Here is a 12,471-nt window from a genome sequence, read left to right as displayed (position 1 = left end):
TGTCTCACGCTTCAACTTGGCATCCCTGTTTTTATCTCTTTAATCGAGTGCTTTGTGATACAGCAGTTGGGTAAGTCGAAGTCTTTTCAGTATATGAAGGGCGAATTTATTGCGGTAATTAATTAGTGCAATAGCAGCTATTGAATAAAATTATCAAGGGCCATTAGTTTTCACTAAGTCCTCATTTAGCCTTTAAAAACAGGATACTTAGCTATGAGTTGCCGCTTAAAACTCTGAGTGAAAGGTATGAAACTTACCAGAGTGGCACACAAAACTGGCTCATAGGCATCCGACTTTTCGTGTAGAAACCCGCACAAAGAAGCGCCCGAAATCGGGAAGGGTGCTCATCGCTCACTTGCCGAAACCCCAAAAGTGTGATGTTGATTCACAATAAGCAGCCGAAAATCGGAGAATACACAAACAAACGTACACAGGCAGAAACACCCGGAAAGGGAAAAGGCAGAAGAGAAATATACGTGAAACTCAGAGGCTTAAGTAAGAAACCTTGCAAGCCTTTAATGGCCAATTAATCTGAAAAAGTCGATCCAGTACACGGCTTCCAAAAAGCCGGCCAAAGAGAACATACCCGCGGATTCCAATTCATAACCATGCAAATAGAGATACGCCACAGCGATGAGCGCCAAGCCGACTAGAACACATCCTAATTCCTGTAGGGATTCACGCACGTACAAATTCCGAAGGTTAATAGATCATTTTCAATACGGCAGAATACCCAAGGTGTCGCGGCAATAGAATAGGTCGTTTGGCTCAAAATTAGACGACATTACGTCATTAGTTTGATTGGTGGCGATATACAAGCGGTGCTTCTTAACAAGGGATGAGAGCCTGGCCTTTCAGCGCAGACAAGGGGTTGGCAAACGTCCCAGCCTTCTATGGCTGGGACAGATTCCTTACTCCGGCCGAAGGGTTTCGATGATCTTCGCGTCCACCCACATTATCTCGAAATTGGGCGGGGTACAGCGGCGGCAATAGAGGAGGTATTTACCGTCAGGCGTCACGTATCCTCCACCGTCTTCACCATCGGTGTTGATCTTCTCTCCAAAGTTGATCGCTGCGCCCCAGGAACCATCAGCCTGTCGAAAACTGATGTACATATCGCTGTCTCCGTATCCACCGTCGCGTTCGCTGTCCCAAATCACATAGGACTCATCCGGGGCGATAAAGGGGTGGGCGGTCCATTTCCCGGTATTAATTTGCTTTCCAAAGGCTTTCGGCGCTTCGCGCTTGCCATTAATCAGCCGGGAATATCGAAGAATTCCGTCGCCATCATTGCCAACCTCATCAAACACATAAGTGCCTTTCTTTGAGGTCGTCAAACGCATAATACGGTAGTCGTCAAAGGGACCGCCAAGATTTTTCAAATCCGACCAACCGTTATCAATACGCGTTCGATAGTATTTCCCAATATGCATCGTCTTGCCGTCCGGTGAAATCGAACCATTGCGGCCAGAAGGCCAGGCAACAGATTCCTGCCACTGATCATTCTCGGATTTAATCACCATGATTGTTGATTTGCCGGTTTCATGGTTTCGCCGGGCAAAGTAGTACTCTTTCATATCCGGCGTGAAGCTGCCGCCCCAATCACGATACTCCGTTGACGGGATTCCGGGTGTAAACAGTTTGGGGGTTAATCCGGGAGGTTCCTGCCCGATATAAGGGCCTTTAAGTTCTGACGATGTCTCTCCGCCAAAGCCATTACTGCTCACAGCAAACAGCGAAACCAGCAGAGGAATTGAGATGCCGATATGCTTCATAAAATTTCCTATTGTCAATGTTATTAATATAAAGCTGAGGTGTTGGGTGCTAAACCTTGTCTTACTCCATGAGGGAAGAGCGTTAACGGTAGCGAATTGAGAACTAAAAGCTTGATGTTGCGCTGATTTTTCCCTGAATTTTAGCTGACAACACAGATGCATTGGCGATCAGAGGGTATGAAATGAGAGTAGCAGGGAAACTTGAGAGCAAATGAATAAATACGGTCGCTAAAAGAACAGAAAGATTCCGAAGGTCAGACTTGAGCGCCACCGAATTCGCAGCCCTCAAGTTGATGAACCCTAGTGGCGTTCAAATTCGTGTAGGCCACCTTGTAGGAAACTGGTTCCCACAAAACTGCCCGGTGTAAATAAATCGCCTTCTTCCCAGGCGAGACTCGAAAGCTGGGTTAAACCGGTAAGAATCTTTCGGGGAAAACCAAAGCCTCGGCGTTTGATCAAGACGATTTTATTAAACCCCAAACCATTGATTAAACCAAACTCAGCGACGGCAATTGCGTTCGGCAAAATAACCAAATCATCCATCAGCTTGGTCACCCCATGGGTGTGGTATGTCAAAATGGGAAAGCCGGCGCTGCCATCCCCACGAATCTTGATTTTCCAAAGATTATGGCCACCCACAAAATACACCGTATCGCCATCTATCTGAAGCCCATTGGGAAGTGAATAGAGTGGTGAGGCGGGTAACCAGGGCTCGGTCACAAAATCCAGAGTCGTTTCATCGGTAAACGTCAGCTTCACAATGGCGGTTTTTTTCAAAATACCCAGACTGGCATTGGTATCGCTTAGATACAAACTGCCATCCATTCCAACCGCCATTCCATTCGGCACAAGAACATCATCGAAGTCCCGAGTTATCAGCTCGTCAACGCCATCGGTTCCCGGCAAAACCCGGAAGAGTGCCGAACGAGTCGCAGGAAAGAGGGTATTGTTCTTGGGATGAACCGCACAGGACGCATACAAGTAAGTGCCATCGGTCGTCATACCACGGAAAATACAGGATTCATTCTCCAGTGCAGGCGCCACCAATGGGCAGACATACAGATCGCTATTGAAATCCTGGGCGCAGTTCGCAGCGGGCTCATCCCGAATTTCATGAATGCCATCGCTGCCCGCAACAAAATAGCGACCATCATCAGTAAAAACGGCATTCTCAGTTGCCGTCAGTAAATCTGGAGACACCACTTCGCGTGCCTGTAGCGACACGCTGAGTACGCAGCTGAGTAGTGTGACAGATACAGTTTTTATGGACATTTTCCCTATCCTTTTTCGTTATTGTTTATCAAATGGGTCCGAAAGTTTGCAGACAAAGACAAGCGGATTCCTTGATGAATACAGCTGAGTGAGAGTGACAGGGCTCACGTATTTCAAAGGAGTCTTACACTGCAAGCGTAGCAAGCTTACCTGAAGTCCTGCGTGAGGATGAATAGAACTTTTGGCTCAAAATCTATGCTTGATCCTGGGCAGGCAACACGTCGAAGCACTCTGGAAGCCAGGGTTCTGGAAATCGAGGCTCTGGTGAAAACAATATTGATTGACGGGGAAAAGTTGAACGCTCTTGATTACACTAATCTTATAGCGGCTAATGCCTGGGTAATTGATCTGCGCGACCACAGCGGAGGCAAGCTATATGCTTTCCTGGATATGATCTATCCCTTGCTGCCGCATGGTCGTTTGTCTGGCGTTAGAGATAACCAAGGCCTGGAACTTTTCAACTGGGTTACCCCAGAGGGCATTGGTATCGGCAGCAAAGATCATGTGCAAAAACTGAGAGCCGTGCAGGGTGCGGCAATCAGTAGTTCAATACCAATAAATACTCCGGTTGCGGTATTGCTCAATAAAAATACAGCCAGAACCGGAGAGTTTCTTACCTTATTACTCAAGGAAAGGCCTAACACTCAGATCATTGGCGAGCCAAGCAACGGACTCTTGAGTGCAAACGCGCCGCAAACTCTATCCAACGGCGACATCCTCGTACTACCAACTGCGCGGGCCATCGATAACTGATACAAGCCATTAGGTTTTTCTTTCACAAAACCACATAGATTATAGAACTATCGGGTTCTATTCGATAAAATCCTGCGCCTGTAAGCAAATGCTATAAATTAACATGGAATAGGGTATGAAGATTTTTGCGTTGGAAACGTACATCAAATATAGCTACATCGTAGCTTTAGCCGCTATTGTGATATCTATTCTCGCGTGGGTAAGTGAACTGTCCGGAATGGTTTATGTGTGCCCATATTGCAGAGTACAGCGGACAGTTATCGGTATATTGGGAATAATATTGATTTCACCTTTCTCATATCACTGGATAGCCAGATTTATGTCTATGGTGATTGGCACCTTCGGTGTCGTCGTTGCAGCAAATCAGCATTTCATGGGTTGGAAGAAAATATCAGCCGGAACTTTTCAATTTAATGACAACATTGTTATTGATCCGTTCTTGTTATCAGGCCTGGCGCTTGCCGGAATTATCGGCCTTATTTACTTGATTCTGTTCTCTGACAAGCGACAGGAATTGGATTGACAAACAACCCATGAAAGCCCTGTAATAGTGGAATAGTGACATAGCCAAGCATTCAGTTTATGACCTCCATTACTGCTTACAAGCTTGAAAGTAGGGCGGCCATCATACGCTGATCGTATGATGTGCCGGTTAAATGACTATATCAATTGTCCATATTATGGACTGACGACACGGACAGGCTAACAGCTGGTATATCGGAGCCATTGCCTAGCTTTGTTTGTAGATATGCAACCCAAGATAAAACCTGTAATTCTGGGCTTTAACTCTAGACCAAGCCTTCATCAGCTACTTCGAAAGCAAGTTCTTGGGGGCTGAGCGGGCGAAGCTGAGCTTTACTCACCTTAAGCCTTTTAAGGTTATTGGCTACTTGCACCGTTATTTCGCTTTCTCCGGCGGCAAACTGGTACAAGAGAACAACAGTACCTTCGGCTTGATCTTCAACTTTTTCCCTGAGTTCGAGTGCATCACCAAGCTGATAAAGTTTTCCCTCGACATTCAAACCAAGGCCATTGTCGCTATGTTTGACTTTGAGTGTTTCGTTCTCTTTTTCTAATTTAACAACTTTCTCCTGGGTCATTGCCAGAATACTTTCGGGCTTTTGTGCCACCAATGCGTCGGAAAACTTTCGCACAGCCATCAAGAATATTTCTGAAGAGTAGCCTGCCGCAAAACCGAGTAGGATATTCGAGGCCATATTTTCAGGCCGTATATAGGCATAGGCCACCACGGCGATTGGCAAGGTGGTTACCACCTGCAGCATTTGAAAAATAACATATTCCGATACCTGGGACTGGTGTATCGGGGGGCGCTGATCGTAGGTGTGGAACCTCTTCTCGCTATAATCCTCAGTATATTCTTTATTGCTACGGGCTTGAAACTCAGGGAGCTTTCGCGCCATGGAAACCAAACCGCCAGCCATGGCCAGAATGAAAAAGTATACTGGTATTACAATACCACCTACGACAAGTCTACTGTCGGGAAAATTATGCTTCTGAATGACAGCTTTCTTGATTTTTTCTCTATGTGATTTTAGCTCGTGTTCAGCCGATTTTAATGAAGAAACTGCAGCAAATAGTTTTGATTCTTTTTCAAAAACGATATTTCTTAGTTGTTCAATGTTGGAAGCATTGTCAAGCTCCGCTCTTTGGAGAATTTCTTTGGCCTGATTATAGGAGTTAAAGGCCTGCTCCTTCTCCTTTTGAGCCAACTTTTTTATGTCTTCATAATCATCTTGCTCATTAACATCATCGGAGGATTGAGATTTCCTATTTTTTAACTGCCACGGGCATTGGCCATTGACATAGCAATCTAACACCAAGCCCCCTATGGATACAGACCATTGTGGGGGTAATCTGCCACAATATTTTGCTGAACTGGGAATGTCGGCTCTTTCATCTCGATTCAAGCCTTGTTTGTCACCCTTTTCATTCAACTCAATAAAGGATTGGGAGAAATCACATCCAGGGAGGAGCTGAAGAAGGCTTTTGTTATATTCTCTTCCGCTGCTATCGGAGACTTCATTCTGCTTTGAAAGTCCGTTTATGGCGAGGTAGCCGATTACTATAAAAGTTCCCAAAACAAATAAATATCCAACGATAAGTGATATTGCTCTCCGATTGCTTTTTTTATAAAAAGCTATGTGTAGAGCAATGTACCCCAGAGTAATAATCCATACGATGGAATAATCTTCTGCTGTAGTGAAAAGTTTTAAAAAAATTGTAGCGCCAATGAGTATAATAACTGGACCTATAAAAAATTCGGCATAGGAACTTATCATACTTATAATAGTTGGACTCTTTAGAAGGAAATAAATAATGGTGAAGGTAAACGCAATTATCCAGGTTAGGGATTGGCCTTTGGAAAGCTGGAAATATTCTACAAGTGGATCAGTATAGAAAAATACTGCAATCAATCCTAACCATAGAAAACAGTTCTCTACAAATATAGTTTTTATCAATGGACAGATTGTAGAGATAAAAAACTTTTTTTCCGAATTTGAATTTTTATCTAAAGGAGTATCTGGATCACTCATCGTCATTCTCCTTAATCAGTAACAAAGGCTTATAAGCTTTGAGCACTGATTCGAGCCGAAGTCGTATCGGTTTTAAGTCTTTTGCATCACCTTCCTCAATCTGTGATAACCGTTCCTTTAAGAAACGTAGTTGCGCAGCTAAAGTCTTGAGCGCTGTTCGTCGCTGGGCTCTTTGGGCCTCCAGGCTCGCTAAGCTCGTGGCTTCTAAAGTTGGGGGTTGCTCATCTGGCTCCGGCTCGCCTTGCTCGGCGGTAGCGTTCTGCTTGCTTGCATTACTAGGTAAACCGCTGATTCCCGCAAACAGGTCAATGGATGAATTCAATAGAACTTTGCTGATTAAAAGTTGGTTGTTAATTAAGGTTGCCGGGTTGTTACTGGCCTTTACCACTCGGTAGTGCATGGGATCATCTCGTACAACTACTACTGAGGCGTCGCCCTCAGCGTAAAATGCCGTTTTAACTCCTTGTTTCTGCCAGTGCCGTTCATTCGCTGGATCGGTAACGGTACGCCAGATGGGGTCACCGGCATCCCTTAGTCGATCAAGTTGTTCTGTAAAACGGGCCGTTCCCGTGACCAGATTGTGTAAGGCCGTTTGAGAGCTGGAAGAAACTGGAAGATCATTGCGCAGGGCTTCCAGTTCATTGGCCAGGGCCAGGCTTGAGCCTAAGGCCGTGCTGGGGGCTGTGGCGGTATGCCTAAGTCTGGAGGGAACCGATAAGCCGGAAGCCGCCAACTGCTGCTTGATAGCTTCTAAGGACTGGTTGATGCGCTTGCCGAGTTGTTTCATTAACGCCTGCATGCCTGGATTCCCAGCACCCACGCTCGCTAGAGCGTGGCGTCGATTAATTTCATATTCGATACCGATCCAGTCTATTGAGAATTTTTCCGAATTGTCACCAATGTCTGAAAAGCCATGGATAGCCTTGGAGGTAGAGGTTAGCACCTCAGATTCGGCATGTAGTAAATTACACTTATTTTCTTGGCAATCTGCGCTTGTTATATTGCATGAACTTTCTCCAACGCCCCGGGCCATGGCCTCAAGAATACATTGATTTCTATTTTCAACAGGTTTATATAGTTTTGAGGGATGGTCTGAAGTTATCAGTTTCTCTAACCAGTTCTTTTTAATCAGACAGGCTTTTAGCTTAGGCCTAGATTTCTCTAATTTATATAAATCCTTATAGAAATCATTATAAGTCTTCTCATAGCAGCTCACATATTCATTTAGTTGTTTAATTGTTTGCTCTAGAGTCTTTTTATATTTCCGTTTTGCTTTGTTTAAGTTGGTTTTGTACCTTGCCATTCGCATCAAGTGTTGATCGGCTTTATGCAACCTCTGGTCAGATAATTCTCTCGAAGCCCAATTTGGGCGCTCTTCTATAGACCAATCTATTGATTCCTTTGGGTTTAACACTTGCCAGGCAGACAGATAAGTATCCAGGCTTTGCCTGGCTAATGAAATTCGCTTGTTTTGGACCTTTTCGGCTTCATTTTTCAAGATGGCCAGGTTGTTTGCTAGCTCATGGGCCTTTCTGGGAGTCATTAGGAGATGAACACTGGGGTCTCTGTCATAGAGGTCGACGCTGATCTCTAGCTTTGCGCTGGCACAGGACTGAAGCACTAAGGCGATGGCTAGAATAAGGTTTTTTTTCATTGGCTTGTCTCCACAACCAATAGCAATGCCTCAATCTCTGCTAGTAAATCATCGCGCTCGAGTTTAGTGTCCTCGCCCAAATTGCTTAATATTCCATCCATTTGCTTGGCTATGGCGGCATCGAGTTTTTTATCGACCGATAGACGGGCGCCAAACTCCTCTTCGCGTTGTTTTTCTCTCGACTTAATCGCGTCAAACAAGCGTGAAAGTTGCACCCCGGTCTGCATAGTACCGGCTGCAGTTTGGATTTTATTGGTTACCTCATTGGGGTTGGCGCTAAGTGTGAAAATCCGCTTTTGCCCGGCATGACGCAGAACCAGATTTCGCGACGGATCGTATTCAAATTCAACCGCTCCCTTGGGCAAGGGGGTATCTGCGCCGGCTGAAGCTCTTACCCGCCGTTGAGCCAGTAAGTGTTTCTCGACCTCTTCTTCACTTTTTGAAGGATCTTTAGCGACGTCCAGGTATTTTTTATGGGATTCTTTGATAGCTAAATTGAGCTGGTCTTGTAGCTCCTGTTCGGTTTTCAGATGCTTAATATCCGTCTCAACATTGGAGAAGCCATAAAGACTATCGACTGCATAGGCGGGAAACCAGGCTGAACTGTATTTGGCATCACTGAGCTGGGTAGAAGCTCGGACAGTAATACGATAATAATTGCTATTTTCTCCGCTGGGAACGGCCAGATAAGTTCGTTCAAAAACCTTTAATGGCCCGTTGGTGCAGGCCGTGAGACAGGTCGACAGAAAAAGTAGGAAACCAGATTTAGCCCCGAGAATGTCCTTTACAATAGAGCAGAGCAACATAAGCCATCCCTGTATGCTATATAATGTATCGGTTGGTGCTTAAAAACTTTTTAGAACGTTTGCGCTTATTGATTTTATAGGCGACCGTGTATTTATACGGCTTCTTGCGCTTGAGTACAAGAATAATGAATATTTAGGCGCCGCCAAAATTCCCACTCGTAACTTACTATTTAAAAGTAATGTTTCCACATATTTAGTGATAAGCAGAAAACACTTTGCTTAAGGGCTTTTATATGACGCAGGAGTCCATTAGAGTATTCCGTCAGGCCAAATTGGGGATAACCTCTCAGATTACCTAGGACTATTTCCCTGAAGTGAAAATTCGTGGCGAACGCCAATGTCCGAGACACATGCGTCCGCCTTACGAAACTCATTTCTTGTGCAGTGCTGGCCGTGAACTGGTTGCTCTATGGTATTGATACATTAACCAATTATTCCACAAAATTCAGCAAACCTGCTTTGTGTTTAATATTGAGATTGTTAGCATGGATCATAAGAGAACTTTTTGATTTGACATTTTTGTTAAAGCGGCAACTCCCTTTTTCATGATGGTGTGTCAGGTTTTGTCGGAACTTCTACACGCTATGGATGCAGTATTTGAATTTCTTGCTGTTTAAGTAATTCAATAAACTTTTTAATCTTCGGCATGTGAAATAAATCTCTGTGCACCAACATCCAGATGGATATTTCCCAATGCTCGTCCACCACAACTTCAGTTAAGGCCTTATTCTGTTGTATCAACGATTTTGGCATCGCACCAATCCCCGTTCCTGATAAAAGTGCTTGATTCAAAACCTGTATGGAAGAGCTTGTTAAAATTATGCTCGTTGTTGGAATGTTATTGTGCACCCAATCATTCCATGGCAAATGATCGTGGCGCTCATTCAGTGCGATAAATTTATGCTGATGCAGATTGTCTTTCGTGGGTTGGCCGTACTTTTGGATGTAGCTTTCATGGGCACAAAACGATATTTCGGTGTTCGAAAGGGGTATTACTACATTGTCAGGAGTTTCTGGTTTCGGGCCAAGACGAATAGCTATATCGGCTTCGCCATATTTAAGGTTAAAGCTACGCAGATTGCAGGAGATGTTAATACGCATACCTGGATAAAGTGACTGATAGCGATTGATGATTGGTAACAGGGAACCGATCACTTCATTAACCGTGGTAATATTCAGATTGCCTTCCAGTGGCTTATCTTTATTTTGCAGATCATCCATAAGGTTAGCGAACTGATAGTCCGTCACTTCACCTAGGCGCATGATCTCCAGTCCCGCTTCCGTTGGCAGATATCCCTTATCATTACGCTGGAATAGCACGACCCCAAGGCTTTCTTCCAAGGCATCGATATGACGCATGACCGTCGATCGGTGTACGCCTATATCCTTTGCAGTTGCGCTCAAGGTGCCTAGTTTAGCGAGCTTGAAAGCCGTTCTTAGTTCTGTCCATGTCCATAGGGTCACCTTAGTAGTGTGCGAATATGCACGCTACTGTCTCGTAATCGCTCATTTACCGCATAAATGCTATCGCTTAGTGTAATCGTTGTCGAGTAAGGGTTCTTAGGCTGATGTCCATATACGTCGATTAACACCCAGGTATTCGGTGTTGGTGGCAGCTTTCCGGGGGTATCAATTGGAGAAGCAGGGGATAGACACCTTACTTTTGATTGGCATGAAGCTGAAGGGCTTGTTCTTAATACAGTCTACAAGGGCTTCGAAACCTGACTCCATTCTCTATAACCCTTTGAGCCTAACCCATTAAAAATTCAGACAATGCCTACAGTACGGCCGATGTAGACATTAAGTGATATTCGCCAATGTCACTGACATTCAATGAAAGGTATTAACAAGATGGAAACGATAAGAACACCCGATGCTCACTTTGAAGGATTAGCCGGTTACGATTTCGAACCGCATTATATGACGATTGATGATGGCATGGGTGGAACGATACGGATGCATTATCTTGACCAGGGGCCAAGGGACGGGGAGGTGATACTTTGTCTTCATGGCAATCCGAGTTGGTCATATCTTTATAAAGATATGATACCCGTGTTTGTCAACGAAGGCTTTCGTGTTATTGCGCCTGACTTAATTGGATTCGGCCGCTCAGACAAACCAACCCGGCTTGAGGATCATACATACGATAATCATGTGCGCTGGCTGAGCCAGTGGTTCAAAACACTTAACGTTAATTGCAATTTATTTTGCCAAGACTGGGGTGGCTTACTTGGGTTAAGACTTGTGGCAGAAAAACCGGATCAATTTTTACGAGTAGTCGCTGGCAACACCAGTTTACCTGACGGGTACGGTCGATCAGCAGACAAAGCGCAGCCGATGCGTGAGCTGTATGAAACAATTCCGGTTGTTAACACGAGTGAGTTATTTAAAAAGTTTGCCGAAAAATCAGAAGCACCAGGGTATTGGTATTGGCGCAAGTTCTGTGCTGAATCTCCTGAGTTTAGGCTTTCTGTCATTCTTTCCGTAGATCCAGCGCCTTATTCAAAGGAAGAGCTTGCGGCAAACGAGGCACCGTACCCCGATGAGTCTTACCTGTGTGGCCCCAGAGGCTTTCCGGGCATGGCCCCCATATTTCCTGATGATCCACAGCTGGAATTAAACCGACAAGCCTGGAAACGTCTTGAAAGTTTTGATCGACCATTTCAAACCGCCTTCAGCGACGACGATTATGTTGCCAGCCCTGGCGATGAAAGCTCATTCCAAAACCGTATTGCAGGGGCGCAAGATGTCCAGCACATTCAGCATCATCGTATGGGTCACTTTCTGCGAAAGCCAGAAGTCGCCCAGGCGGTTATAGATTTCATTCGTGCGAATCCGGTTTAAGTAGGGAGCTGTCAGCTTATGATGGAAGAATGTATCTCCAATTCTGAAGAACTCAAATACGTGCATATCTCGGAATGTCGCGTTTCAGATGAGCATGCTTCGTCTCTTACCGAAAGATTGTCACCACCAATGATATCCGACGCTCTTAAGCACGGCTTTATTATGAGAAGTGAAATGGATAGACAGGTTTTCGGTGGATTGGAGGTATCGTCACTCGAAGCAACATCCAAACTCCATGAAATGATTTTGGAAGGTGGAGAAAAGGCCGAGCTTTTCTGTGATCGGCTCAGTCATTCCTAGAACGCCCGTGCGCATATCAGCTACAACTTATATAAGGCTCATTGCGGCGGAAGGTAAAGCGGAGGACCTGGAGAATTTATTATCGATTGGCGCCAGGCGAGTAATTGCCACGGAACCTGAAACTTATCAATGATACGCACTTAAAGATCTTAGGCGACCCAATCATTACGCTTTACTGGATCTGTATTCGGATGAACAAGGACTCGCCAAGCACCTTAAGGGAGAAGTTGCTGCGACGCTCAAAGCGAATGCCGGTGAGCTGGTATCAGGCGGCTGGAAAGCGGTTGTATCACAAGCGACAAATTTCTCTGTTCTTACGCAAGTGTGATACGGGATATTAGATCTGGATATCGTGCCTGAGAATCCCTTTTTGTGCCTGTCATTCTATATAATTGCGCATAATGAATCGCAGCGATTATGTATCTAAGCCGTCAGGTAGCCTCTCAGAGCGCCTGACGGCTTTTTTACATCAATCGCAATTATGCGCACTATCCTCAATCAGTCCCAAAATC

At 45.0% G+C, this 12,471-nt stretch carries 11 protein-coding genes; 4 read left to right on the top strand and 7 right to left on the bottom strand.

What is annotated here, in order from left to right:
- Positions 1–515: 515 nt before the first annotated feature.
- The 3 genes from G8768_RS08845 to G8768_RS08835 form a co-directional block, all read right to left on the bottom strand.
- Positions 516–686, bottom strand: coding sequence for a hypothetical protein (locus G8768_RS08845; RefSeq protein ID WP_166844061.1), 171 nt, complete (start codon positions 684–686; stop codon positions 516–518).
- A gap of 225 nt (positions 687–911) precedes the next feature.
- Complete coding sequence (locus G8768_RS08840) at positions 912–1,775, bottom strand: TolB-like translocation protein (protein WP_166844059.1); 864 nt, start codon at positions 1,773–1,775, stop codon at positions 912–914.
- A 300-nt stretch (positions 1,776–2,075) separates the two neighbouring features.
- Positions 2,076–3,047, bottom strand: coding sequence for an SMP-30/gluconolactonase/LRE family protein (locus G8768_RS08835; protein ID WP_166844057.1), 972 nt, complete (start codon positions 3,045–3,047; stop codon positions 2,076–2,078).
- Between the two features lie 195 nt (positions 3,048–3,242).
- Between G8768_RS08835 and G8768_RS08830 the strand changes: the two genes are divergently transcribed.
- Positions 3,243–3,800 (top strand): S41 family peptidase, encoded by a 558-nt coding sequence (locus tag G8768_RS08830; protein WP_166844055.1) that lies wholly within the window; start codon positions 3,243–3,245, stop codon positions 3,798–3,800.
- A 115-nt stretch (positions 3,801–3,915) separates the two neighbouring features.
- Positions 3,916–4,323: a disulfide bond formation protein B gene (locus G8768_RS08825; RefSeq protein ID WP_166844053.1), complete on the top strand. Its 408-nt coding sequence runs from the start codon at positions 3,916–3,918 to the stop codon at positions 4,321–4,323.
- 265 nt (positions 4,324–4,588) lie between these two features.
- Here G8768_RS08825 and G8768_RS08820 read toward each other — a convergent pair whose 3' ends face one another.
- The 4 genes from G8768_RS08820 to G8768_RS08805 form a co-directional block, all read right to left on the bottom strand.
- Entirely contained in the window at positions 4,589–6,355 is a 1,767-nt protein-coding gene (locus G8768_RS08820) for a hypothetical protein (RefSeq protein WP_166844050.1), read from the bottom strand.
- The gene (locus G8768_RS08815) at positions 6,348–8,009 is read right to left on the bottom strand and encodes a hypothetical protein (RefSeq protein WP_166844048.1); all 1,662 of its coding nucleotides are present in this window, start codon (positions 8,007–8,009) and stop codon (positions 6,348–6,350) included. The genes G8768_RS08820 and G8768_RS08815 overlap by 8 nt, the downstream gene beginning before the upstream one ends.
- The gene (locus G8768_RS08810) at positions 8,006–8,815 is read right to left on the bottom strand and encodes a hypothetical protein (protein ID WP_166844046.1); all 810 of its coding nucleotides are present in this window, start codon (positions 8,813–8,815) and stop codon (positions 8,006–8,008) included. The genes G8768_RS08815 and G8768_RS08810 overlap by 4 nt, the downstream gene beginning before the upstream one ends.
- A gap of 582 nt (positions 8,816–9,397) precedes the next feature.
- The gene (locus G8768_RS08805) at positions 9,398–10,279 is read right to left on the bottom strand and encodes a LysR family transcriptional regulator (protein ID WP_341800994.1); all 882 of its coding nucleotides are present in this window, start codon (positions 10,277–10,279) and stop codon (positions 9,398–9,400) included.
- A 369-nt stretch (positions 10,280–10,648) separates the two neighbouring features.
- Here G8768_RS08805 and G8768_RS08800 point away from each other — a divergent pair, with 369 nt between their 5' ends.
- Both G8768_RS08800 and G8768_RS08795 read left to right on the top strand, forming a co-directional pair.
- The gene (locus tag G8768_RS08800; protein WP_208020147.1) at positions 10,649–11,659 is read left to right on the top strand and encodes a haloalkane dehalogenase; all 1,011 of its coding nucleotides are present in this window, start codon (positions 10,649–10,651) and stop codon (positions 11,657–11,659) included.
- Positions 11,660–11,677: 18 nt separating this feature from the next.
- A complete protein-coding gene (locus G8768_RS08795) occupies positions 11,678–11,959 on the top strand; it encodes a hypothetical protein (RefSeq protein ID WP_166844042.1) in 282 nt (93 codons plus the stop codon).
- The last annotated feature ends 512 nt before the right edge of the window (positions 11,960–12,471 follow it).

Source organism: Pseudoteredinibacter isoporae (genome assembly GCF_011602085.1).
Taxonomy (GTDB): Bacteria; Pseudomonadota; Gammaproteobacteria; order Pseudomonadales; family Cellvibrionaceae; genus Pseudoteredinibacter; species Pseudoteredinibacter isoporae.
Note: the sequence above shows the minus strand (reverse complement) of the source record. Positions and strands in the feature narration are given on the sequence as shown.

Coding starts and splice junctions, on each gene's coding strand:
- G8768_RS08840 (WP_166844059.1), bottom strand. CDS start 1,775: ATGAAGCATATCGGCATCTCAATTCCTCTGCTGGTTTCGCTGTTTGCT.
- G8768_RS08835 (WP_166844057.1), bottom strand. CDS start 3,047: ATGTCCATAAAAACTGTATCTGTCACACTACTCAGCTGCGTACTCAGC.
- G8768_RS08830 (WP_166844055.1), top strand. CDS start 3,243: ATGCTTGATCCTGGGCAGGCAACACGTCGAAGCACTCTGGAAGCCAGG.
- G8768_RS08825 (WP_166844053.1), top strand. CDS start 3,916: ATGAAGATTTTTGCGTTGGAAACGTACATCAAATATAGCTACATCGTA.
- G8768_RS08820 (WP_166844050.1), bottom strand. CDS start 6,355: ATGAGTGATCCAGATACTCCTTTAGATAAAAATTCAAATTCGGAAAAA.
- G8768_RS08815 (WP_166844048.1), bottom strand. CDS start 8,009: ATGAAAAAAAACCTTATTCTAGCCATCGCCTTAGTGCTTCAGTCCTGT.
- G8768_RS08810 (WP_166844046.1), bottom strand. CDS start 8,815: ATGTTGCTCTGCTCTATTGTAAAGGACATTCTCGGGGCTAAATCTGGT.
- G8768_RS08800 (WP_208020147.1), top strand. CDS start 10,649: ATGAAAGGTATTAACAAGATGGAAACGATAAGAACACCCGATGCTCAC.
- G8768_RS08795 (WP_166844042.1), top strand. CDS start 11,678: ATGATGGAAGAATGTATCTCCAATTCTGAAGAACTCAAATACGTGCAT.